This window comes from Sphingobium sp. BHU LFT2 (assembly GCF_018604485.1).
Classification (GTDB): domain Bacteria; phylum Pseudomonadota; class Alphaproteobacteria; order Sphingomonadales; family Sphingomonadaceae; genus Sphingobium; species Sphingobium yanoikuyae_A.
Map to the genome: position 1 here is coordinate 299,617 of NZ_JAFCGW010000004.1, position 23,782 is coordinate 323,398.

22 protein-coding genes are annotated in these 23,782 nt (G+C 65.3%); 11 read left to right on the forward strand and 11 right to left on the reverse strand.

The window, feature by feature from the left end:
- Positions 1-1,074 carry a LacI family DNA-binding transcriptional regulator gene (locus JQK15_RS10835; RefSeq protein ID WP_214865457.1) on the forward strand — a complete coding sequence of 358 codons (1,074 nt, stop codon included), beginning with the start codon at positions 1-3 and terminating at the stop codon, positions 1,072-1,074.
- Between the two features lie 362 nt (positions 1,075-1,436).
- Entirely contained in the window at positions 1,437-2,210 is a 774-nt protein-coding gene (locus JQK15_RS10840; protein ID WP_214865459.1) for an imm11 family protein, read from the forward strand.
- A 427-nt stretch (positions 2,211-2,637) separates the two neighbouring features.
- On the opposite strand, the gene purB is transcribed toward JQK15_RS10840, so the two are convergent.
- The gene (purB, locus tag JQK15_RS10845; protein ID WP_010337965.1) at positions 2,638-3,954 is read right to left on the reverse strand and encodes an adenylosuccinate lyase; all 1,317 of its coding nucleotides are present in this window, start codon (positions 3,952-3,954) and stop codon (positions 2,638-2,640) included.
- 287 nt (positions 3,955-4,241) lie between these two features.
- Between purB and JQK15_RS10850 the strand changes: the two genes are divergently transcribed.
- Positions 4,242-4,655 (forward strand): EF-hand domain-containing protein, encoded by a 414-nt coding sequence (locus JQK15_RS10850; RefSeq protein WP_026109251.1) that lies wholly within the window; start codon positions 4,242-4,244, stop codon positions 4,653-4,655.
- 138 nt (positions 4,656-4,793) lie between these two features.
- Here the strand turns inward: JQK15_RS10850 and JQK15_RS10855 are convergent, their stop codons facing one another.
- On the reverse strand, positions 4,794-4,979 hold the full coding sequence (locus tag JQK15_RS10855) for a hypothetical protein (RefSeq protein ID WP_004211421.1): 186 nt from the start codon (positions 4,977-4,979) through the stop codon (positions 4,794-4,796).
- A gap of 223 nt (positions 4,980-5,202) precedes the next feature.
- On the opposite strand from JQK15_RS10855, the gene JQK15_RS10860 reads away from it, so the two are divergent.
- From JQK15_RS10860 to pyrF, 7 genes are all read left to right on the forward strand, one after another.
- Positions 5,203-6,351 (forward strand): fumarylacetoacetate hydrolase family protein, encoded by a 1,149-nt coding sequence (locus JQK15_RS10860; RefSeq protein WP_214865612.1) that lies wholly within the window; start codon positions 5,203-5,205, stop codon positions 6,349-6,351.
- Complete coding sequence (gene xylB / locus JQK15_RS10865) at positions 6,348-7,106, forward strand: D-xylose 1-dehydrogenase (RefSeq protein ID WP_048937366.1); 759 nt, start codon at positions 6,348-6,350, stop codon at positions 7,104-7,106. The genes JQK15_RS10860 and xylB overlap by 4 nt, the downstream gene beginning before the upstream one ends.
- Position 7,107: 1 nt before the next feature.
- Entirely contained in the window at positions 7,108-7,983 is an 876-nt protein-coding gene (locus JQK15_RS10870) for an SMP-30/gluconolactonase/LRE family protein (protein WP_214865461.1), read from the forward strand.
- Between the two features lie 29 nt (positions 7,984-8,012).
- Positions 8,013-9,425, forward strand: coding sequence for a sugar porter family MFS transporter (locus JQK15_RS10875; RefSeq protein ID WP_004211417.1), 1,413 nt, complete (start codon positions 8,013-8,015; stop codon positions 9,423-9,425).
- A 65-nt stretch (positions 9,426-9,490) separates the two neighbouring features.
- Entirely contained in the window at positions 9,491-10,279 is a 789-nt protein-coding gene (locus JQK15_RS10880) for an aldose 1-epimerase (protein WP_502956811.1), read from the forward strand.
- A 68-nt stretch (positions 10,280-10,347) separates the two neighbouring features.
- Positions 10,348-10,695 (forward strand): lipopolysaccharide assembly protein LapA domain-containing protein, encoded by a 348-nt coding sequence (locus JQK15_RS10885; protein WP_004211415.1) that lies wholly within the window; start codon positions 10,348-10,350, stop codon positions 10,693-10,695.
- Complete coding sequence (gene pyrF, locus JQK15_RS10890) at positions 10,692-11,366, forward strand: orotidine-5'-phosphate decarboxylase (protein ID WP_010337957.1); 675 nt, start codon at positions 10,692-10,694, stop codon at positions 11,364-11,366. Before JQK15_RS10885 ends, pyrF begins: the two co-directional genes overlap by 4 nt.
- A gap of 57 nt (positions 11,367-11,423) precedes the next feature.
- Here pyrF and JQK15_RS10895 read toward each other — a convergent pair whose 3' ends face one another.
- The 8 genes from JQK15_RS10895 to JQK15_RS10930 all read right to left on the reverse strand — a co-directional run bounded on the left by JQK15_RS10895 (position 11,424) and on the right by JQK15_RS10930 (position 22,704).
- Complete coding sequence (locus tag JQK15_RS10895) at positions 11,424-12,524, reverse strand: glycoside hydrolase family 43 protein (protein WP_251007692.1); 1,101 nt, start codon at positions 12,522-12,524, stop codon at positions 11,424-11,426.
- A gap of 206 nt (positions 12,525-12,730) precedes the next feature.
- Positions 12,731-13,159 carry an acyl-CoA thioesterase gene (locus JQK15_RS10900; protein ID WP_048937371.1) on the reverse strand — a complete coding sequence of 143 codons (429 nt, stop codon included), beginning with the start codon at positions 13,157-13,159 and terminating at the stop codon, positions 12,731-12,733.
- A 198-nt stretch (positions 13,160-13,357) separates the two neighbouring features.
- Positions 13,358-14,011 (reverse strand): outer membrane protein, encoded by a 654-nt coding sequence (locus tag JQK15_RS10905; RefSeq protein ID WP_004211411.1) that lies wholly within the window; start codon positions 14,009-14,011, stop codon positions 13,358-13,360.
- A gap of 177 nt (positions 14,012-14,188) precedes the next feature.
- Positions 14,189-15,583 carry an L-serine ammonia-lyase gene (locus JQK15_RS10910; protein ID WP_099231421.1) on the reverse strand — a complete coding sequence of 465 codons (1,395 nt, stop codon included), beginning with the start codon at positions 15,581-15,583 and terminating at the stop codon, positions 14,189-14,191.
- A 1-nt stretch (position 15,584) separates the two neighbouring features.
- Entirely contained in the window at positions 15,585-19,790 is a 4,206-nt protein-coding gene (locus JQK15_RS10915; RefSeq protein ID WP_214865465.1) for a translocation/assembly module TamB domain-containing protein, read from the reverse strand.
- A complete protein-coding gene (locus tag JQK15_RS10920; protein ID WP_214865467.1) occupies positions 19,790-21,805 on the reverse strand; it encodes an autotransporter assembly complex protein TamA in 2,016 nt (671 codons plus the stop codon). Before JQK15_RS10920 ends, JQK15_RS10915 begins: the two co-directional genes overlap by 1 nt.
- Before the next feature lie 128 nt (positions 21,806-21,933).
- Positions 21,934-22,404: a DUF1465 family protein gene (locus JQK15_RS10925; RefSeq protein WP_214865469.1), complete on the reverse strand. Its 471-nt coding sequence runs from the start codon at positions 22,402-22,404 to the stop codon at positions 21,934-21,936.
- Positions 22,405-22,524: 120 nt separating this feature from the next.
- On the reverse strand, positions 22,525-22,704 hold the full coding sequence (locus JQK15_RS10930; protein ID WP_037492086.1) for a YdcH family protein: 180 nt from the start codon (positions 22,702-22,704) through the stop codon (positions 22,525-22,527).
- A 186-nt stretch (positions 22,705-22,890) separates the two neighbouring features.
- Between JQK15_RS10930 and JQK15_RS10935 the strand changes: the two genes are divergently transcribed.
- Positions 22,891-23,049 carry a YdcH family protein gene (locus tag JQK15_RS10935; RefSeq protein ID WP_010337949.1) on the forward strand — a complete coding sequence of 53 codons (159 nt, stop codon included), beginning with the start codon at positions 22,891-22,893 and terminating at the stop codon, positions 23,047-23,049.
- A 292-nt stretch (positions 23,050-23,341) separates the two neighbouring features.
- Here the strand turns inward: JQK15_RS10935 and JQK15_RS10940 are convergent, their stop codons facing one another.
- Positions 23,342-23,710, reverse strand: a complete 369-nt coding sequence (locus tag JQK15_RS10940) for a PilZ domain-containing protein (protein ID WP_010337948.1) — start codon at positions 23,708-23,710, stop codon at positions 23,342-23,344.
- Between the last annotated feature and the right edge of the window lie 72 nt (positions 23,711-23,782).

Here is a 23,782-nt window from a genome sequence, read left to right on the forward strand (position 1 = left end):
ATGGAAGCCAGAAGTTCCCGCCGCCAGCGCAACGCGCCCACCATCAACGATGTGGCGAAACATGCCGGCGTGTCGCCGATGACGGTGTCGCGGGTAATCAACGGTGAACAAGTGGTGCGGGCGGCGACCAAGGAGAAGGTGGAGGCGGCGATCGCCGCGCTCAACTACTCCCCCAGCGCCGCCGCGCGCAGCCTGGCGGGCGGCGACGAGACGCGGATCGGCCTGCTCTATTCCAACCCGTCTGCATCCTATCTGTCGGAATTCCTGGTCGGCAGCCTCGACCAGTCGAGCCGCGCCGGCATCGACCTGGTTGTCGAGAAATGGGACGAGCAAACCGCGATCAAGGCGGTGGTCGACCATCTGGTGCGCGGCCGGATCGACGGCGTCGTGCTGCCGCCGCCGCTGTGCGACCATGAAGCGATGATCGATGCGCTGCGCGAGGCGGGCATCCCCGCCGTCGTGGTGGCGACGGGCCATGCGCCGGCCAGCCTGGCCGCGGTCAGCATCGACGACCGGGGCGCGGCCTATGAAATGACCCGGCACCTGATTGGCCTGGGCCATAACCGCATCGGCTTCATCAAGGGGCATCCGAACCTGAGCGCCAGCGAGGAACGGTATCAGGGCTATATCCGCGCGCTGGGCGAGGCCGGCATCGCACTGGACGACGCACTGGTGGAACAGGGTTTCTTCACCTACCGATCCGGGCTGGACGCGGCCGAGCATATATTGGCGCGGGACAATCCGCCGACCGCCATCTTCGCCAGCAATGACGACATGGCCGCCGCGACGGTGGCGATCGCCCATCGCAACGGGCTGGACGTGCCGGGCGACCTTACCGTCTGCGGCTTCGACGACACTTCGCTCGCCACCACCATCTGGCCGGAGCTGACCACCATCCACCAGCCGATCAGCGCCATGTCGCGGGCGGCGGTCGACCTGCTGGTGCGCCATATCAAGGGCCGCCGCACCCAGAGCGAGGATGGCCCGCCGCACATGCTGCTGGACTATGAACTGGTCCGCCGCCAGTCCGACGCGGCGCCACGGCTGCGCCCCAAGCACAAGGGCCGAAAATAGGATCGGCCGAGCTTAACTTCGCATATTTCCCGCACATTGTGACATTTTCGTGCGCGCGTTGGAAATCTTCGTGCGAGGATGGAGGATGCGCGGACGATGGGAAAGAGCCTTGGCCCGGTGTAGCAGGGTGGGCGGGGTGTAGGACAGATTTGGGTGGATTTGAGACGGTCAGGTTTGGAGTGATAACTGGCGATAGCGGATGATGCGCGGAAAAATCGTTCGGCAACACACGCCCCATTGCAGTCGTCTCTGGACCGTTCGAATGATGTGGTTCAGGCGTTGCATATCAGGCTATCTGATGCTTTTTCGGCACAAACTCAGTGCTACGACCATTTTCCAACATGCTACTCGCCGGATTCAGAATGAGCTTAATTCCCGACCGCATCATCAGAACTTCTGGCGAAGGGCTGCTGCCCACCTGCTATGAACCGCAAATACCTTCGGACATTAGAGAAAACGAGCGCGTTCGCGTTATACCGCCGAGCCCGCCTTGGCGCCCAGTATCTGCCGATGACCTCATCCGGGTGTTCGAGGATAAGGCCCCGCAAGATCAGCGCTACTGGTTCATCCGTAGTGCGGATGAAGAAAAACTTCCGGCCTTTGAATGGGATTTCCAATCGGATTGCAGATCGAAGGTATTTGGTTCCGGCAACGGTCTCAACTCTCTTCCAAATGACACCAATATCCGTTTCAAAAGCCAAGCCGCCAAAGCTAATATTCCCGATCTATGGGCCCCTTTCGGGGATCAGGTGCTGTTAGCAAGTAAATACTTATTGGATCTGATGATCCAATTTCACGAAACTGCACTCGAGCATCGCCGCGTGATCCTCCGCGCGTCTGACAACTCGTTGATTGGCGAAATTTATGTGATCGATGTAGTGTTGAACATTCCTGCTGTTGATATAGCCAATTCAATAGTCGATTATCGAGGTCCAGCGCGAAACCGTCCTCCCGCGCTTAAAGGATATGTTTCATGCAGGATTCGCGACGATATTAGCGAAAGCGTGCACCTGTTTCGTCAAATTAGCTTCTCGGGATCGGGCGGGTATTTGATGATTACATCTGATGAATTCCGTCGCGCTGTCATTAATGCTGTCCCGCCACTAGAAAACATCCGATTTTATGCGTGCGGGTAAAAGCTGACAAGCGAATAGCCCCACGAAAATGCCATAGCTAGTTGGGCAGCAATATGGCCGCCATCCATCCCTTTTGGCCATAATAGTCGCTAAATGGAATGTCCGTTTCCGGGAAGCGGGGCATCATGGATCAACGTCTTGGAATGGTCGCCTCCAGACCTTCCTCACCTGCAAGGGGAGGTGGCTGGCCGAAGGCCAGACGGAGGGGTATCCCCCTCTCGATAGCGTGACACCCCTCCACCACTTCGTGGTCCCTTCGGCAGAGTCGCGTGCCTCTGCCGAACCTTGCAGGGGAGGATTTTACAGCCGCTTCTGGTCGTCATTTTTCATCATGACTTCGCCATGCTCGCAGGAACGAAAAAGGGCGCCGGACCGGGTGGTCGGGCGCCCTTTTCTTCAGTGTCGCGCGGCAATGGCCGCCTCAGTGTCAGGCTTCGCCGAACACGCGGGCGAAGATCGTGTCGACCTGGCGGAAATGATAGTCGAGGTTGAACTTGTCCTCGATTTCCTGCGCGCTCAATGCCTTGGCGACGTCTTCGTCGGCCTTGAGCAGTTCGAGCAGCGAGAGCTGGCCGTCGGATTCCCAGACCTTCATCGCGTTGCGCTGGACATAGCGATAGCTGTCTTCGCGGCTGACGCCGGCCTGGGTCAGGGCCAGCAGCACGCGCTGCGAGTGGACGAGGCCACCCATCTTGTCGAGATTCTTCATCATCCGCTCGGGGTAGACGAGCAGCTTGTCGATCACGCCGGTCAGGCGGCCGAGCGCGAAGTCGAGGGTGATGGTCGCGTCGGGGCCGATATAGCGCTCGACCGAGGAGTGCGAGATGTCGCGCTCATGCCAGAGCGCCACATTTTCCATGGCGGGCAGCGCATAGCTGCGCACCATGCGGGCGAGGCCGGTGAGGTTTTCGGTGAGGACCGGGTTGCGCTTGTGCGGCATGGCCGACGAGCCCTTCTGGCCAGGCGAGAAATATTCCTCTGCTTCCAGCACTTCGGTGCGCTGCAGGTGGCGGACCTCGACGGCGAGGCGCTCGATCGAGCTGGCGATGACGCCGAGCGTCGCGAAGAACATGGCGTGGCGATCGCGCGGGATCACCTGGGTCGAGACCGGCTCGATCGCGAGGCCGAGCTTTTGCGCGACATGCTCCTCGACGCGCGGGTCGATATTGGCGAAGGTGCCGACCGCGCCCGAGATGGCGCAGGTCGCGACTTCCTCGCGGGCCGCGATCAGGCGGGTCTTGCAGCGGCTGAACTCGGCATAGGCTTCGGCCATCTTGAGGCCGAAGGTGACCGGTTCGGCATGGATGCCGTGGCTGCGGCCGATGGTCGGGGTCAGCTTATGTTCGAAGGCGCGGCGCTTGATGACGTCGAGCAGCTTGTCCAGATCCTCGATCAGCAGGTCGGCGGCGCGGGTGAGCTGCACGGCAAGGCAGGTGTCGAGCACGTCGGAGCTGGTCATGCCCTGATGCATGAAGCGGGCTTCGTCGCCCACCTGTTCGGCGACCCAGGTCAGGAAGGCGATGACGTCATGCTTGGTGACGGCTTCGATCGCGTCGATCGCGGGCACGTCGATCGCGGGGTTGGTGGCCCACCAGTCCCACAGCGCCTTGGCGGCGGACGGCGGGACGACGCCCAGTTCGCCCAGCTTCTCGGTCGCGTGCGCCTCGATCTCGAACCAGATCTTGAAGCGGGCTTCCGGCTCCCAGAGGGCGGTCATTGCGGGACGGGAATAGCGGGGGACCATGGGCGAATCCTGCGGCTGGAGGGTGGATATTGCCGCGCCGCCTAGCAGCCCGCGCCCTTTGGGGCAATTGAGGAGGCTCCCCTGCCCCGCGCGCGCCTCATCCGGCCGCAATTATCCAAGCAAAGACAGTCGAACCGAAGCATTTCATAAGTCCAAATGCGTAGATGAACCGATGTTCAGGAACTTTTCCTAGTCTTCATGTATTATGTGATGGCAATTAAGGCATGAAGCCAAAGCAGGCGCCCAATGCAGGCCCTGCGCGTTTCAATGATATAAAGGATGTCGCCATGATCCGCACCTTGCTTCTGACGAGCGCCATGCTGGTCGCAGCGCCCGCATTGGCGCAGCAGGCTGCGCCGGCCGATCCGGCAGCGCAGGCCGCACAGCCGGCAGCGCCCGCAAGCCCCGCCGAACCGCAGGCTGCGCAGCCGGCAAACCCGGCCAATTCGGTCGCCGCGATCGTCGAGTCGGAATTCCCGGCCTATGACACGAACAAGGACGGACAGCTGGACCAGGGCGAGTTTTCGCGCTGGATGGTGGCCCTCAAGGATCAGGAGATGAAGGCCACCGGCAAGACGCTGCCGCCGGCCGAAGTCACTGCCTGGGCCAGCGGCGCCTTTACCACTGCCGATGCCGACAAGAGCATATCGGTCAGCAAGCCCGAACTGATCAGCTATCTGAGCGGCAGCGCGGGCGCATAAATATTTCCCTTCCCGTCACGAAGGCAGGGAAAATACAGAACCCCAAGCGGGTCGCACCGGGGCGGCATGTCACAGAACATGCCGCCTCCTTTTTTTGATGGCGGATGGCCGCGGGGCCGGGAAGAGGCCCCGACAGGTTCAGCGACGCTTCTTGGTATAGAGCAGGGCAGCGACGATCGCGGCCGAGCCGATGCCCACGGCCGTGCCCATCCACACGGCCTTTCCGGCGGACTTGCGCGCCGCATCGGCAAGATCGGGGGCATTATCCTCTGGCTGGAGGGCTTCTGCGCCGGCGTCCGGCACGCTCTCTTGGTTCTTCTTCATAGTCCCCCTTCTATGCCGCAGCCCGGCGGGACTGAAAAGGGCTGACGTAGCGGCAAGGCCGGAAATTCGCCGTGCCACGCGCACGCCATGACGCCTGGCCCGCAGCCAACAAAGCCCCGACGCCCCGTCGCTGCGAGCGATTTTCATCAGGGGGTCTTGACTTGCACCGCCCTTCCATGTTGGTAGCGCTATCAATCAACAACCAGGTGCATAGGAGAAGATGATGCCGGGGGATACCGCCTTGCTTGACTGTCTGCCGCATGACTGGCGGACCGGGCTTTTCCTGGGCCGCATCCAGACGAACGCGGGCCCGAGCCCGATCCTGGTGTCGCAGGGCATCGTTTACGACATGAGCGCGATCGCGCCGACCAGCGCCCAGCTGGTCGAGAAGCTGCCCTTCGTCGCCGCCGCCGATGGCGAGAAGATCGGCGATCTGGACGCGATCGAAGCGGTGCTGCTGAGCCCGGTCGACCTGCAATGCGTCAAGGCCTGCGGCGTGACCTTTGCCCTGTCGGCGCTGGAGCGCGTGATCGAGGAACGGGCGCGCGGCGATGCCGGCGCTGCCGCCGAAATCCGTGGCCGCCTGGAAGAGCGGGTCGGCGGATCGATCCGCGCCGTGGTGCCGGGCACCGAGGAAGCCGCAGCGCTCAAGGCCGCGCTGATCGAGGACGGCCTGTGGTCGCAATATCTGGAAGTCGCCATCGGCCCGGACGCAGAAGTGTTCACCAAGGCGCCGGTGCTGGCGACGGTCGGCCCGATGGCGGAAATCGGCATCCGGTCCGATTCCACCTGGAACAATCCCGAGCCAGAGGTCGTGCTGCTGGTCAATGCCGATGGCCGGGCCGTGGGCGCGACCCTGGGCAACGACGTCAACCTGCGCGATTTCGAAGGGCGCTCCGCCCTGCTGCTGGGCAAGGCGAAGGACAATAATGCGTCCTGCTCGCTCGGCCCGCTCGTCCGCCTGTTCGACGGCGACTTCACGATCGACGATGTGCGCAATGCCGAAGTCGGCCTGACCATCGAGGGGCCGGAAGGCTATATGCTCGAAGGCACGAGCCGGATGGACCAGATCAGCCGCGATCCGCTGGAACTGGTGCGCCAGACCCTGTCGGAACATCAATATCCCGATGGCTTCGCCCTGTTCCTGGGCACGCTGTTCGCGCCCGTGCAGGACCGTGACGAGGAAGGCCGCGGCTTTACCCACAAGGTCGGTGACATCGTTGCCATCTCCACCCCGCGCCTGGGCAAGCTGATCAATCCGGTGGTGACGTCGAAGGACGCCGCCCCCTGGACCTTTGGCCTGACCGCGCTGATGACCAATCTTGCCGGGCGCGGTCTGCTCTCGGCCGTCGACCAGAAAGAAACTGCATGAGCCGCGCCATCTACCCGAGCCTGAAGGGCAAGCGGGTCTTCATCAGCGGCGGCGGCAGCGGCATCGGCGAAGGGCTGGTCGAAGCCTATGCGATGCAGGGCGCGCATGTCGCCTTCTGCGACATCGCCATCCCCGAGAGCGAGGCGCTGGCCGCACGGCTGAGCGGCTGCGCCTTCACCCCGATCTTCCACGCCTGCGACCTGCGCGACATCGACGCGCTGCAGGCGATGATGGCGCGGGTCGAGGCGGAACTGGGCGGGATCGACATATTGATCAACAACGCCGCCAATGACGATCGCCACACGATCGAGGACGTGACCCAGGCCTATTGGGACGAGCGGATGGCGGTCAATCTGCGTCACCAGTTCTTCGCGGCGCAGGCGGCGATCCCGGCGATGAAGCGCGCGGGCGGCGGCGTGATCCTGAACTTCGGTTCGATCAGCTGGCACCTGGCCCTGCCCGACCTCATCCTCTACCAGACCGCCAAGGCGGCGATCGAGGGGCTGACGCGCAGCCTGGCCCGCGACCTTGGCCGCGACAATATCCGCGTCAACACCATCATTCCGGGCAATGTGAAGACGCTGCGCCAGGAAAAATGGTACACACCCGAAGGCGAGGCCGAGATCGTCGCGGCCCAGTGCCTGGACGGCCGCATCCTGCCGGTCGACGTCGCCGCGCTGGCCATGTTCCTGTCGTCGGACGATGCGCGCTATTGCACCGGCCATGACTATTTCATCGACGCCGGCTGGCGCTGAGATGCGCGACGCCGCACCGCGCAGCGTCCTGTCGGTCGGGGCGATGCTGGGCGAAGGGCCGATCTGGGTCGAACGCGAGGCGGCCTTGTGGTTCGTCGACATCAAGGGCCATGCGATCCACCGCTTCGACCCGGCGCTGGACGTGTCCAAGAGCTGGACGACGCCGGGCCAGGTCGGCTGGATCGTGCCGACCGATGACGGGCTGTTCGCGGTCGGCCTGCAATCGGGCGTGCATCGCTTCGATCCCAGGAGCGGCGCCTTCACCCTGCTCCACGCGCCCGAAGCGCATCGGCCGGGCAACCGGCTGAACGACGCCACGGTGGCGCCCGGCGGTGCCCTGTGGTTCGGGTCGATGGACGATGCCGAGGAAGAGGAAAGCGGCCGTTTCTACCGGCTGCATCGCGGCGACCTGGTCGAGAGCGGGCTGGCCGCCGTGTCGATCACCAACGGCCCTGCCCTCTCGCCCGACGGGCGCATCCTTTATCATACCGACACGCTGGGCCGCGCCATCTGGCAATGCCCGGTCGATGCCGATGGCGTCGCCGGCGCCGCCACCCTGTTCACGCGGATCGAGGATGGCGCGGGCTATCCCGACGGCCCCACGGTCGATGCCGAAGGCTGTCTGTGGACCGGGCTGTTCGGCGGATGGGCGGTGCGCCGCTATGACCCGGCCGGGCGGCTGATGCGGGAAATCCGCTTCCCCGTCGCCAACATCACCAAGATCGCCTTTGGCGGCCCGGACCTGATGACGGCCTATGCCACGACGGCGCGCAAGGGACTGGATGTGACAGCGTTGACAGAACAGCCCCTTGCGGGCGATCTGTTCGCCTTCGACGCCGGCGTCGCGGGGCTGCCGGGCCATGTCGCCACGATATAGAAGAAATAGAGAGCTGGAAGGACAAGCAGATGAGTGAGGGGAGCGCCGGGAAGGTCAATATGGCCTTCATCGCAGCGATCGTGGCCGTCGCCACGATCGGCGGTTTCATGTTCGGTTATGATTCGGGCGTCATCAACGGCACCCAGAAGGGGCTGGAAGCCGCTTTCGACCTGGGCAAGCTGGGCATCGGCGTCAATGTCGGCGCGATCCTGGTCGGGTCGTCGATCGGCGCGTTCGGCGCGGGCCGCATGGCCGACATCATCGGCCGTCGCGGCGTGATGATGCTGGCGGCGATCCTGTTCCTGGTGAGCGCACTGCTGGCCGGTGCCGCCGGTTCCTCCGCCATCTTCATCATCGCCCGCATCATCGGCGGCCTGGGCGTGGGCGCGGCGAGCGTCATCTCGCCGGTCTATATTTCCGAAGTCACCCCCGCATCGATCCGCGGCCGGCTGTCGAGCGTGCAGCAGGTGATGATCATTTCCGGCCTGACCGGCGCCTTTGTCGCCAATTTCGTGCTGGCCCGCTATGCCGGCGGTTCGACCGCGCCCTTGTGGCTCGACTTCCCGGCCTGGCGCTGGATGTTCTGGCTGCAGGCGATCCCGGCCGCCATCTATTTCCTGGCGCTGCTGGTGATCCCGGAAAGCCCCCGCTATCTGGTCGCGCGCGGCCAGGACGAACGCGCCCGCGCGGTCCTGACCAAGCTGTTCGGGGCCGAGGAAGCCAATCGCAAGGTCGGCGAGATCCGCGCCAGCCTGGCCGCAGATCATCACCGCCCCAAGCTCAGTGACCTGATCGACAAGGCCAGCGGCAAGGTGCGCCCGATCGTGTGGGCCGGCATTGGCCTCGCCGTCTTCCAGCAGCTGGTCGGCATCAATGTCGTCTTCTATTATGGCGCCACCCTGTGGGAAGCCGTCGGCTTTTCCGAGGATAATGCGCTGCAGATCAACATCCTGTCGGGCGTGCTGTCGATCGGCGCGTGCCTGGGCACGATCATGCTGGTCGACAAGATCGGCCGCAAGCCGCTGCTGCTGATCGGTTCGGCCGGCATGGCGGTGACGCTGGCGATCGTTGCCTATGCCTTCTCCACCGCCGTCACCGGCGCGGATGGCGGCGTGGTGCTGCCGGGTCATAATGGCCTGATGGCGCTGATCGCAGCGAACCTCTACGTGATCTTCTTCAACCTGAGCTGGGGTCCGATCATGTGGGTGATGCTGGGCGAGATGTTCCCCAACCAGATCCGTGGTTCGGGCCTGGCCGTCGCCGGCTTTGCCCAGTGGATCGCCAATGCCGCGATCTCGGTCAGCTTCCCGTCGCTCGCCGTGTCGCCGGGCCTGGTCGTGACCTATACCGGCTACGCCCTGTTTGCCGCCATTTCCTTCTTCTTCGTGCGCGCCATGGTTCATGAGACCAAGGGCCGCGAGCTTGAGGACATGGTCGGCTGAGCAAGATCGTAACCCTGAAGGCGGGCGCGCTCAGCTGCGCGCTCGCCCCGGACATTGGCGGGTCGATCCTGTCCTTCGATCGCGACGGCGTGGCCCTGCTGCGCCGCGCGCCGCAGGACAGCCATGATCCGCTGGACATGGCCAGCTTCCCGCTGGTGCCCTATGCCAACCGCATCGCCCATGGGCGCTATAGCGTGGACGGGCAAAGCTATCAGTTGCCGCTCAATTTCGGCGATCATCCCCACAGCATCCATGGCTTTGGCTGGCAGCGGCCCTGGCATGTGCTGGAACAGTCGGGCCATGACGTCAGGCTGGAACAGGATCATGCCGGCGATGCCGGCTGGCCCTGGGCCTGGCGCGCGCAGCAGCATGTGCGGCTGAGCGAGGATGCGCTGGAAGTCACGCTGCTGGTGCAGAATCTGGGCGACAACCCGATGCCCTGCGGCCTTGGCTTCCATCCCTATTTCGCGCTGGACGGCGACACGATGCTGCGCTTCCACGCCGACACGCTCTGGCTCTCCTCCCCCGACATGCTGCCCGAACGGGAAGTGCCGGCCGATGCGCTGGGCGACTGGTCGCAGGGTGCGCGCGTGACCGGCGACAGCCTGATCGACAATGTCCATGGCGGCTGGGACCATATAGCGGTCGTCGAACGCGGCGACGGCATCCGCCTGACCTTGATGGCTGAGGGCGCGGACTGGCTGCATGTCTTCCGTCCGCCCGCTGGCGACTTCTTCTGCCTGGAGCCGGTCAGCCATATGCCGGACGCGATCAACCGGCCTGAAGGCATGGCGATGCTGGCGCCAGGCGCGACGCAAAGCCTGTCGATGATGGTCGCCGTCCGCGAAATCTGAACAGGCGCTTTCGCCTTTCGCCAAAATCGCCTAGGCTGACCGCCCTATCAGCAGCGAGAGGATCGCCGATGCAATTTCTGCGGACTGCCTTCTGGGTCGTCATCGCCGTCGCCCTCGCCTTCTTCTGCATGGCGAACTATGTCCCCGTGACCGTGCGCCTGTGGGGCGACATGGTGATGGAAACCAAATTGCCGGTGCTTCTGATCGGCGCATTCCTGCTGGGCGCCATGCCCTTCTGGATCATGGCCCGCGCGACGCGCTGGCGCATGAAGCGCCGGCTGGAGAGCACCGAGCGTGCGCTGGTCGCCGCGACCGCTTCCGCCGCGCCGGCCACGCCCGTGACGCCTGCGACGGTGACAACCCCGATCTTGCCCGACGCCACGCCGTCGCCCCTTACCCCTACAGGACAAGCATGAGCAGCCCGATCTATGTCGCCATCGACACGCCCGACCTTGCCAAGGCCCAGCATCTGGCCGGGCAGGTCCGCAACCATGTCGGCGGGCTGAAGCTGGGGCTGGAGTTCTTCTGCGCCAATGGCCATCATGGCGTGCATGAGATGATGAAGTTCGGCCTGCCGATCTTCCTTGACCTCAAGCTGCACGACATTCCCAATACGGTGGCCAAGGCGGTGCAGGCGCTGCACGGGCTGGAGCCGGCGGTGCTGACGGTCCATGCCGCCGGCGGCCGGGCGATGCTGGAGGACGCCAAGGCGGCGGCCGGCACCAAGACCAAGGTGGTGGCGGTGACGGTGCTCACCAGCCTCGACAATGGCGACCTTAATGACATTGGCGTCAATGGTGCGGCCGAGGAACAGGTGACGCGCCTCGCCGAACTGGCGCGGGACGCCGGCCTGGACGGCATCGTCTGTTCCGGCGAGGAAGTCGCGCTGGTCAAGAAGATCTGGCCCGACGGCTATTTCGTCGTGCCCGGCGTGCGCCCGGCGGGTGGCGCCATGGGCGACCAGAAGCGGGCCGTGACCCCGCGCGAAGCGCTGGACCGGGGCGCGTCGATGCTGGTGATCGGCCGCCCGATCAGCCAGGCCGAAGATCCCGACCAGGCGGCGCGCGCGATCGAAGCCACGCTGTAAGGATGGTGGATCGCACCGGCGGCATTGGGCCGATCCGGTGCGATCCTCCCCTGCCCCTTATTTCCGGAAGAACGTCTTCAGCCGCTCCGCTTCCGCCGGGGTGATCGGGATGACGGCGCCGTGCTTGGGCTGGGTGAAGTTAGTCGCCTTCATCGGCGATCCCGGCGCGTTGAAATGGCCGATGTCGCGGAAATGGACGAAATCCTCCGTCTCCGAAAAGCCCATATTGTTGACCGGCTTGGCGCCGAACACATCATACATCAGCACATAGGTGTCGGTGCCGTGGCGCCGCCACAGATTGGGCGCTTCGGTGCCGACCGTTTCCGGGTCGATCTTGGCGGGATCGAAGACATAGCCGCCATCCATGCGCGATGAGGTCGCCTGGCGCAGATGGCCGGGCTTGTCATGCGCGACATAAAAGAGGCGGTAGCGGTCGCCGACCTTGGTGATGTCGCCGTCGATCGTGCCGATGCCGGGCTTGGGATAGGTGAACAGGTCGCGCGGTTCGCTGGTCAGCGTGGTGAAGGCGTCGTCCGCATAGGCATAGACCATATGGTCGGTCTCCTTGCCGTTGCGGGTGCTGAAATAGACCATGATCTTGCGCTTGTCGGGATCGTAGATCATTTCCGGCGCCCAGGCGGTGCCGGCATTGGCGGTCGACTTGAACAGCTGATCTATGGTCACGGACGCGAGCGTCCAATGGGTGAGATCATAGGATTTCATGAAGAGCATCGAGCGGTTATTGCCCCAGCCATAGGCGTCGGTCGGCCGCTGCCAGTCGGTATCCCGCAGCCCTTCGCGCCTGGCGAAAATATGCAGGTCGGTCATGGCGAGGTAGAAGGCATTGTCGGGGCCGCGCATGATATAGGGATCGCGGATACCCTTCTGTTCAGCGACGTCGCGGCCATTGAGGACCGGCGCACCGTCATTGACGTCGGTAAAGCTGTAGCCATCCGCCGATGTCGCGAAATGCAGCGAGTGGGTCTCATCCTTGAAATAGACGAGGAGATAGGACGTCCGGGCGCTGGCTTCGTCCTTCGCCTCCGGCTTGGCCTTGACGATGCTTTTGACGATGTCGAGCAGGCGCGGCGGCGTGGCGGGGGCCGCGATCGCCATGGTGGCGCTGCCCAGCAGCAGGCAAAACCCCAGATATGTCATTCCCGACTGCCACCGCATCAAAGCCCTCTCCCTCATTCATCGGGCGAGCGCATGATGATCGACAGACGCGCTTCGCCGACAGGGCCGCAGCGGACGGCGCGCTTCGCCGCCCCGTTACCGGCCCTTCATTTGTCGGACTAATGCAAACATCCGGGCATGGGTCAAGCGCGTTCCCACGCTGCAACCATGCCATTCACATAATGGGATCAGTCGGCGCTGGTGCCGCTGTCGTCGGGCGCGAAGAAATGCTGCATCACTTCGCGGGCGATGCGGGCCGGGCGCAGGGTGGAGGCATCGACGCAGCACCAACTCGACTTGACCTCGGCCAGCACTTCCTCGCCACGGCGGATGACGGTTTCGTAGAAGGCACGGGCGCCCTGCACCTTTTCGAGGAGGACGGTGGCGATCACCTCATCATCCAGGAAGGTGGGCTTGCGGTAGGTGATCTCATGCTTGAGCGCGACCCAGAGATGCTGGGCCACCGCTTCGGCCGGGGCGAGCGCGCGCCAATGGTCGAGCACGGCATCCTGAACCCACTTCAGATAGCTGGCATTGTTGACATGCCCCATGAAGTCGATGTCGTCGGGCTGGATGCCAACCGGGTACAGGTGGGGAATCGCGTTACTCACAACCATGTAAGTAACATCCCCGCAGGGCGGCTGATAGAGGCTATGGGCGGATGCTGCAAAAAAGGGGCCGATCGGTGACCGCCCCCCTGTTTTCTGTATCGAATGCCCTCTGCCCCGTTCGTTTCGAGCTTGTCGAGAAACGCTTCTGCATCGCACTTCTCGACTTCGCTCGAAGCGAACGGGTGGGGAGGATAGTCTGACGTCTTAGAAGCGCCAGCCGACCGAGGCGACGACCTGATGGCGGTCGGTGTCGACGTCGAATTCGCTGCTGGTCGAGCCATCCATGAAGTCGATATGGGCGCTGTCATATTTGGAGTAGCGATATTCGATCTTGGCGAAGGTATTGGCATTGAGCGCGCGCTCCACGCCGCCGCCGACGCGCCAGCCGTCCAGCTTGAACGAGGTGTCGGTGACCTGATTGGTGTCGCCGGCCAGCACGCCCAGCTTGGTGTTGGTGTAGCCGCCCTTCACATAGATGAGGGTCGAGGGATCGGCGAGGATACCGGCGCGGGCACCGATATAGAGATCGCGGCCCTGCTTGACGCGGCCATAACCGAACTGGTCGGTGAAGTCGTTGCGGCTGCTCTTGGCGGTGGAGTCGGTGAACTCGCCCTCGACGCCGACGACGGCGCCGCCGACATTCACGTCATAGCCCGCGCCGACACCATAGAGCAGGCCGTCGATCTTCTGATCGTCGCTGCCATTGTCATTGTCGATCGAGCTGCCGGCCCCGGTATGGTCATAGCCCAGGATCGCTTCGACACGCGGGCCGGTGAAGGTCGGGGTGGCATCCTGTGCGAGCGCCGGCGCGGCGACTGCACCACCGGCCAGCAAAGTGGCGACCATCAACTTACGCATAAACATCACTCCGTTGTCTTTCTCTTCCCCTTGGGGGTGAGACGCTCAAGCCGGAGCGGTCATATTTGTTTCATGAACCTCAGATAAACAGCTGATAATGTGGCATTAATGCCACGAAAGCCGCTCAGTTCGGCGCGTTCCCGTGGGCCGGGAGCGACGAAATGAGGCCGCCTTCCTTCAGCATTCCACGACATTGACGGCCAGACCGCCAAGCGATGTCTCCTTGTAGCGGCTGGCCATATCCTCGCCGGTCTGGCGCATCGTCTCGATCACCGCGTCGAGGCTGACGATATGACGGCCATCGCCCTGGAGCGCGAGATAGGCGGCGTTGATCGCCTTCACCGCGCCCATGGTGTTGCGTTCGATGCAGGGGATCTGGACGAGGCCGCCGATCGGATCGCAGGTGAGGCCCAGATTATGCTCCATGCCGATCTCGGCGGCATTTTCGACCTGGCTGTTGGTGCCGCCCAGCACGGCGGCGAGGCCCGCCGCCGCCATCGAGCAGGCGACGCCGACTTCGCCCTGGCAGCCCATTTCGGCGGCCGAGATAGAGGCGCGCTTCTTGTAGAGGAAGCCCATGGCGGCGGTGGTGAGGAGGAAGCGGCGTTCCCCTTCCCGATCGGCGCCGGGGACGAAGCGGCGATAATAATGAAGCACCGCCGGGATCACACCGGCCGCGCCGTTGGTGGGTGCGGTGACGACCCGGCCGCCGGCGGCATTTTCCTCGTTCACGGCGAGCGCGAACAGGCTGACCCATTCGAAGATCTGGGCGGGGCCGACGCTGGCGCCCTGCAGCCGCAGCTTGTTGTGGATCGCCTTGGCCCGGCGGCGCACCTTGAGCCCGCCGGGCAGCAGGCCCTCTTCTTTCAGGCCGCGATCGATCGAGGCGGACATGGCGTCGATCACGCTGTCGAGAAAGGCCTCGGTCTCTCCCTGGGCGCGCCAGGCGCCCTCGTTGCGGAGAACCAGCGTGGCGATGCTGAGGCCGGTTGCCTCCCCTTGCGCCAGCAGTTCGGCGCCAGACGAGAAGGGAAAGGGCTGGACCACATTATGGCCGAGCGGAATATCCGGGTCGGCGGGAATGGCGCCGGGCAGCACCGCGCCGCCGCCGATCGAATAATAATCGCGCACCAGCGGATCGTCCCGGCCCGGCAGCCAGGCGGAAAAGCGCATGCCGTTGCTGTGCGCCTCCAGAAATTCGCCCATGCGGAAGACAAGGTCGCGCGCTTCCTCGAACGGCACCCAGTCGAGATGAGCGCTGCCGGCGCGAATGCGGCCATCGTCGCGGATCGCCTGAAGAATGGCGGGGATGGCATCGGGATCGACATTTTCGGGGCTGTGGCCCGACAGGCCGAGCAGGATCGCGCTGTCGGTGGCATGGCCCCGGCCGGTCAGCGCCAGCGACCCGTAAAGTTCGCACTGCACCCGCACCGGACAGGTCGGCAGCGTATCCATGAACATCAGCGCGGCGCGCATCGGCCCGACCGTGTGCGAGCTGGACGGGCCGATGCCGATGGTGAACAGGTCCATCACGCTGATCGCGGCGGCGCTGTCGATGCGCGATTTGGTCACGTCAATAATCCTTGGAAATACGCAGGTTGGCGCTCTGGCGGCCGAGGGTGGAAATAGCGCCTAGCAGGGACAGCCAGCGTGTCACCTGATATTCCATCCGGGTGGCGCTATAGCCCTGCCCATCGCTGATCAGTTCGACATAGGTCTTGCGGGTCAGATATTTGCCGGCGGCGAGCGAGGTGCCCTGCCCCTGGGTCGGATCGGCCGCGATGATGCGCAGACGATCCAGGCCCGCCGCCTTGCGCACCGCATTGATCGGATCAAGCCCACCCTCGCCCTGAAGCGAGCCGACCGCCGAGGCGAGCTGGAGCGCTTCGGGTGCGGACAGGTTGGTGATCGAGGTGCCGAACAGGATGCGCGAGAGCAGTTCGTCCTGCGGCAGCGAGGGCACGGAGTTGAAGCTGATGTCGGGCTTGAGGCCGGTGCCGCCGACATGGATGGTGGCGGTGAGATCGCTGACGTCCGCCTCCGCATCGATGTCGAGCGTCGGGTTGACCGGGGTCTTGCCGTCGAACTGGATGCGCCCTTCGCGCAGTTCGAAACGGCGGCCGGCAAATTCATAATTGCCACGCACCAGTTCGGCCCGGCCGGCGATCGCCGGATTGGTGACGGTGCCGCCAATGTTGAGATCGGCGCGCCATTCGCTGTCGAGGCCAAGGCCGGTCACGGTCAGGCGATTGCGCGCCCGCGCCTTGACCGCCATGGTCCAGGGCTCGGCGGCGCGGGGGCGTTCAATCTCCTCGCCGCGCCGGTTGATCTCGATCACCTTGAGTTCGGGGATCTGGGCGACGGCGGCGGCCCGGCCCATGGTGAAGCGGCTCCTGTTGAGGGTGACGTCGCCGCCAATCTCGCCGCCCTTGCCGTCGGAGCGGATGGTGAGCGGGCCGGTGACGGTGGCGGCGATATCGTCGCGTTCCAGCAGCGCGGCATTGTCCGCCTGGAAGGCGAGGTCCATGCCCACGCCGCCAATGCCGTTGAAGGTAAAATTGCCGGTGCCGGTCACGCTGCCGCTATTCTGGGCATTGGCGGTGAAGCTGGAGAAGACCAGTTGCGCCCCGGCGAAGCGGGCGCGCGCCTTGACGTTGCGCAGGCGCATGCCGGTGACCGGGCTGTTGAGCGCGGCATTGTCGGTCGCGAGCGAGCCGGTGATGACCGGATCGGCAAGCGTGCCATGGGCGTCGGCGGTGACGCTGACAGGGCCGGCAATGTCGACAATCTCCACGCCGGTCAGGCGCCAGAGCGTGTCGGCGGTGCCGTTGAAGCGCAGTTGCGCGATCAGCGGCGCACCGTTGAGCCGTTCGACCAGGCTGCCGGTCGAGATGAGCGGGGTGAGCAGCGCCTGGCCGCGGCCGATGGTCTGACCGTCGGCGACGAATACCATGCGGGTGGCGAGCCGGTCGAGGGTCAGCACGGCGTTGACGCCGACATCGACCGGGCGGGAACTCAAGGACAGGCCCGAGCGCGACAGGCCACGGATGCGCAGTTCCGCCTTGCCGGTCGGCAGGCCACCGCGCGGGCGGCTGTAGCTCAAGGTGCCGGTGGCCATGCCGCCCAGCCCCAGATTGTCATAGGCGATGTCGAGCAGGGCGAGCGGCATCTTCTGCGCGCGCGCCTCGATCCGGGTGGTTTCGCCGCCCAGTTCGCCCGCCAGTTGCAGCGTGCCGCCGGCATAGCTGATGGTCGCGGGCGACAGGCGCCAGCCATCCTCCGCACGGGTGAAGAGCGCCGCGCGGGTCAGGCGGATCGGCCGCTTGTCGATCGTGCCGCTGGCCGACAGGCGGACCCGGTCGAGATCGACCTGCGCCTCGCCCTTGAGGTCGAACAGGCGGCCGCGCTGGCCCGAGAGATTGCCCGAGACCTTGCCGCGCCCGTCGACCAGCGCGGCGGTGGCGTCGAGCCGGCCGAGCAGCATGCCGCCGACGCGCAGCCCGCGTGCCTGGGCGGTGGCGTTGATCGAGGTGCCGTCGGGATCGAGCAGGATGGTGGCATCGAGCGAGCCGCGCCGCACGGCGATGGTGGAGGGGCCGTCGAAGCTGGCGTCATTGGCGTCGAGATCGAGCTTCAACTGCTGGATGCCGCCGACCGGCTGGAAGCCGATCGTGCCGCTGACCGGGCCGGCGACCAGCAACTGGCCGTCGAGGCCGCCGGTGACCGGGCGGATGTCGCCGCTGGCGGTGACGCCCGAGACTGCGATGCGCGCGACGCGGACCACCGCCTGGCCGCCGGGCGGCAGCAAGATGCGGCCTTCGCCGGTGAACGGGCCGAGCGTCGATCCGCCATTGGCGGTGAAGCTGTAATTGCCGTCGGCGCCGGGCAGAAATTCGCCGCGCACGTCGCGCAGGCCGAGCGCATCCATCGGCCGCGCCAGCTGGACATGGACGATCGGCCGGTCGATCTTGCCATCGAGCACGACATCGACCGGGCCATATTGCTTGTGGCTGCCATTGCCTTCGAGATGGACGGTGCCGTCGCGGTGGCGCACGCCCTTGGCATTGAGGCTGATGAGCGGCGCGTCGAGCTTCATGTTGGAGAAGCCGATCTCGCCGCCGGGCAGCAGGGCGAGCGCGCTGCGGACCGTGGGCAGGCCGCCGCCCAGCCCCTTGAGGAAGGCATTGTCGAGCCGGCGGACCTTGGCCACGGCATTGCCCGACAGGCCGAAGGCGCCATTGGCGCCGGGGGCCGCACGCAGTTTCGAGTCCAGATCGACGATGCCGAGGCCGCGAATGAAGAGGCCACTGATCCGCCCGTCGATGCCGACATCATAGCGGCCGCTCTTGAGGTCGGCCATGACCAGCAGCTTGCCGTTCAGGCGGTCCGACCGAAAGGGCATGGGGTTGCTGACGATCTGCTGCCCCTTGAGCTGCAGCACGCCGTCGAGCGCGAAATTGCGGACGATGCCGGCAACCAGATCGCCCTGCCCGTCGAGGCTGCGTGCGCGCAACCGGACCGGCAGCAGCACCGGCCCGCTTTTCGCCTGGCGGCCCTTGCCGTCGATGCGGACATCGTTGATCTGGGTCTTGCCGAAGGCGAGTTGGCGCGCGGTGAGCAGATATTCATAGCCGAAGCCGACGAACGGACCGTCAAGCCGAACCTTCGCCACCACATCGCGGCCGCGCATATCCCTGAGCAGCGCTTCGGGCCGGGCGAGGTTCATGTCGACGCGCAGATTGTCGAAGGCATTGTTGCGCAGGTCGATGGCGCCGTCGGCGACCATGTCGATCGCCGCCGAGCGCAGCGTGAGCCTGCCATCGACCACCCGGTCGGCCAGCGTCCCCTGGGCGCCGATGGTGAGGCGCGGCGACGCGAGACGCGGCAGCAGGCCCTTGCCGGGAACGGCGCTGCCCTCGATCGTGCCCTGGATGGTGTAGGCGCCGCTGCGCGCGCCGAGTTTCAGGTCGGCGACGGGATTGCCGGCCAGGGTGGCGGCGAGGCGCCCATCCCATCTGGTCCATCGCCCCTTGCCGCTGATGCGCAGATTGCCGTCCTGATTGAGGCCAGCCATCGCCGCCAGCACCCCGCCCCTGGGCGCATTGACGGTGACCGCCAGGTTGAACCGGTCATCGTCGGGCCGGCTGTCGAGCGTGAGGTTCAGGGCATCCTCTGCGCCGATGACGCGGGCCGACAGGTCGATGATCGCGCGGCCGCCACGAATGTCGGCATCGCCCGACAGGGTGGCCAGTTCGACCTTGCCGGTGACGGCGGGCGCGACGGTGAGCCGATCGACCGAGAACTGCATCAGGCGGATGTCGAAGCCCGGCAGGATAGGCCCCTGCCGCTCGCTGGGATTGAGCTTGGGCAGTTTGTGCAGGGTCGCCTGCGGGATCACCAGCCGATCGATGTCGAGCCGGTTGGAGAGCCAGGCGAAGGGCCACCAGTCCAGTTCCACCCGCGGCGCGTCGAAGAAGCGGCCCTTGGGATCGGACAGGACGAGACCGCGCAGCACCGCCTTGCGATAAATGCTGCCTTCGATCCGGTCGACATGGATGCGCAGGCCCGAGGGCGGGCTGACGGCGGCGATGCGCGAGACGAGGAAGCGGTGTCCGGGCGCGCTGTCGAGCCAGGCCAGCGTCGCCACCACGACCAGCAGCGCGAGCGCCAGTGCGCCCGCCAGCCAGCGCTGCCAGCGCCCGTCCCAGGCGCGGCGGCGCGGCGGCGCGGCGGGTGGCGGCGGCACGGGCGGCTGGCTGTCGGGCGGTAGCGTGGCCATCAGAAGGCCTGCCCCAGCGAGACATAGACGGCAACCTTGGCATCGCCCGGCTGCGGATTGATCGGCGTGCCGACATCGACGCGGATCGGGCCGAAGCTGCTATAATAGCGCACGCCAAGCCCCGTGCCGACGCGCAGGTCGCGGAAGCGCGGCAGGAAGGTGGTCGAGATATTGCCCGCGTCGAGGAAGGGGACGACGCCGAAATTGCCGAAGCGGATGCGCGCCTCGGCGGAAAATTCGATCAGGCTCTTGCCGCCGACCGGATCATCGTCCGGGCCGTAGCGCGGGCCGATCGCCTGATAGCCATAGCCGCGCACCGACGCGCCGCCGCCGGCATAGAAACGCCGCGACGGCGCGATGCGATCGACGGTGGAGCCGAGGATGGTGCCGAGCCGGGTGCGCCCTGCGAGCACGACACGATCATTGATCGGCTGATAGGCGCTGGCGTCGACCTGCGCCTTGGCATAGCCGAAGGTCGAACCCTGAAAGGAGAGTTCCGGGCTGAGGCGGCCGCCGAGGCGGAAGCCCTTGCTGGGGTTGAGCAGGTCGTCGCTGCCATCATAGGTAAGGCTGAGCGGCACCGCGCCGATGAAGAAGGTGCGGCGGCTGCCGCCGGAAAAGGCATCGGCTTCGTCCGAGGCGATGAGTTCGGCACCGACGCGCCAGACCCAATGTTTCTGGAACAGGATGTTGGTCTGCCGCTCCAGCCCGCCCGACAGGGTGATGGTGCGCGCGTCATAGGCGTCGCGGCGGATATTGCTGTAGGAGACGAGGCCGGTCAGCACATGGTCGCGCTCGCGGAAATTGTTGCGGCGATAGGTCGCCTGCGCCGTCTGTTCCTGGGTGCCGAGCACGCCGCGCAGGGTGAGCGATCCTTCGGGCGGGAAGAGATTGCGATGCTGCCAGCTGACTTCCGCGCGATAGCCTTCGCCCGTGCCATAGCCCAGTTCGCCCGCAATGGTGCGCATCGGCGCCGGGCGCAGATCGACATCCAGGTCGACATGCTCGCCATCGCCCGCGTCCTTCGGCGTCAGCGTGACGGACGAGACGAGGCCGGTGGTGACGATGGCGCGGCGCAGATCCTCCACATCGGTGGCGCGGTAGGTTTCGCCGGGTTCGAACCGGGCCATGCGCTGGAGATGGCGGGCGCTGAACACATCATCATTGTCGAGCAATATCTGGCCAAAGCTGCGATAGCCGCCAGGCGTGACGATGATGTCGAGATCGCCGTTGCGCGCTTCATGGTCGATCCGCACTTCGGGTTCGTCCACCCTGGCGAAGGGATAGCCATTTTCGCCCAGCGCCGTCGCCAGCGCAGTCTGGCCCGCCAGGATGCGGTCGGCGTTGATCGGATCGCCCGACTTCATCGTGAAGGCGCCGCGCAGCGTCTCCTCCCGCGGGCCGGTTTCGGCGAGGCCGGCAATCTCGACCGTGTCGAGGACATAAAGCGGCCCCGGCGTGACGTCGAAGATGACGGACAGCTTGTCGCTGCCGGCGGGCGGCGGCGCGACGCTGCCGCGCACGCGCGCGGCATAATAGCCGTCGGCGCGCAGCAACCGGTCGAGCAGGTCGCTGTCTTCCTTCACCCGGCGGTTGATCTGGGCAAGGTTGGCGGCCTTCCCCTCCCCCTGGTGCAGTATCGACAGGCTGTCGAAACGGGTCGTGATCTGATTGTCGCCGATCGCGTCGATACCGCGCAGGGTGACGCCATATTTGCGCTCCTCCCCGGCGTCGGTGAAGGTGACAACCTCCTCGGCCGGGCCGGTATCGGCAGCGTCCGCGGCCTGCTGCACCGGCTGATCGGGGGTATCGGGTTCGCTGGCTGCAACCGGATCCTCCGGCAACGGGGCGACCGTATCGGGCTGGCCCATGTCGGGCCAGTCGATGCCGATGTCGGGCATGGCATCGAGAGATGCGGACGGGTCGACCGGCGGGCTGGCGGGATCAGCGGCGGAATTGGCAGGCTGGACCGCCTGCGCGAACGCAGTGCCGGCAGTGCAAAGCGCCAGGGGCAAGAGACATAGCCCTGCGGCGCGCGGATCAACGGGAAAGCGGCGCCCTGTCCGCAAGCCATGGGTCATGCGACCGGTCTAGACCAAGTCGGGGCGATTATGCCAGCCAAGAGATGGCAATGGCGCAATGGTCAGAAGGCGGTGTTGAGCCGATCCATGAGTGCGCGGGCCGGACTGTCGGCCAGCGGCGCGTCCGGCGACAGCATCCGTTCCTCCAGCCGCGCGACCCGGCCATAAAGCTCCTGGCTCGCCTCGATCAGCGAACGGGCGGCGAAGGGGAAGTCGCCGGCAATGCCCGGATCGGTGGCGGTGGCGCGGCCGAGCCGATATTTCTCATCGGCCACGTCCCCATCGCCAATCTCGCCGCGCTGCCAGGCGCGCTGGCTGAGCAGCCAGGCGATGATGTGCATCAGCCGGGTCGTGACCTTGAGCGATTCACAGGCGAAGGACACGCGGCGCAGCGGATCGTCGGCGGCAAACTGTCCGGCCTCATCCGCGTCGAAATAGGAGCGCACCTCATCCGCCATCACCATCGCCTCCATATAGAGGCCATCGACAAGGCGGCGATGAAGGCCGGGATCAAGGGCGGCTGCGTTACGCATAGGCCTAGCTGACATATCGCGATGCGATTGTCAGGGCCGTGGATGGCGCCGGAAGCCCGCCTGTCCCATTTGGGATCGCTTTACGCCGCAGTCCCGCAATTTTGCGACGCGGCGGACGCATCAGGCGATGATATCCGGGACCAGCGCGTCTTCGAGCGCGACGATCTCGTCCCGCAGCCGCAGCTTGCGCTTCTTGAGGCGCGCGACCTGCATCTGGTCGCCCACCCCGCCATCGACCAGCGCCGCGATCGCAGCGTCGAGATCGCGATGCTCGACCCGCAGCAGCTCCAACCGGCGCATAATGTCTTCGCGGCTCACCAAGCCCCCGCCTTCTGAACCCAACATAGCCTCTCCTGATAGCCCGGCGCGGACGCGCGGGCCATCGCAATTTTACCGACGGCCCATCGCAAAGCGCGAATCATCGCGAGACAGGTCCGCCGAATCATGATCTACTTCGTCATCCATCACCCTCGTAAGGAGAATGTCATGGAAAATTCCCACGTTTCAGCTCTTTCCGCAAAGCATGCCGGGCTCGAAGCCCGGATCAAGGCTGAGTCGAGTCGGCCGATGCCCGACGACATTCTCGTCGCCTCGCTGAAGAAGCAGAAATTGCGGGTCAAGGAAGAGATGCAGGGCCGACATTAAGCCCGTTCCGCACGGAAAAGGCCGGGGCCGGATCACCGGACCGGCCATTTTCCTGCCAGCGGGACACAGAGCATCGATCCAGCCGGAACCCCGGCCAGATTTTCGACATAGTGCGACAGAGGGCGTCTAGCCGGGGAAGATGACCTGGCGATGACAGGCGTTGGGCATGGCAGCCTTCGCCTAACGCTCGCCCCAAGTGGAGGCGTCGCGGCGGCATGGAACAGGCCGCATATGAAAAGCCCCGCGCGGCGAACCGGCGGGGCCTTTTGCCAACCCATTTAAATCATCGATATCAGCGGCGCGTGATCGTCGCTGAACGCAGATAGTCCGGCAGGGCCTGCCGCGACACGCCATTGGCAACCGGCTTGCGCGCCAGTTGCGGATCGATCGGCGCGTCGAAGGCAAAGCCGATCTTGTCATCGCGCGACCAGGCGACCGAACCCTCGACCGGACCGACGCCGCGCAGTTCGAGACGAAGCCGCGTGCCCGCCGGAATGGCGCGCTCGCAATCCGCCATCAGGCCGGTGGCCGACAGATTGCGCACGCGCGCCTTGCCCAGATCGACGCCATCGATCGTGCTGAGGCTGGTGAGCAGGAACAGGCTGTCGCGCGGCGCGGAACGAGCCGGTCCCCGATCAGAATTTCCCGTTTCCTTGTCCATGACTATTCCCGCAAAATGACACTTGGCCAACAGGATAGTCATGCGACGTGGAGAAAGGGTTAACCGCCGCTG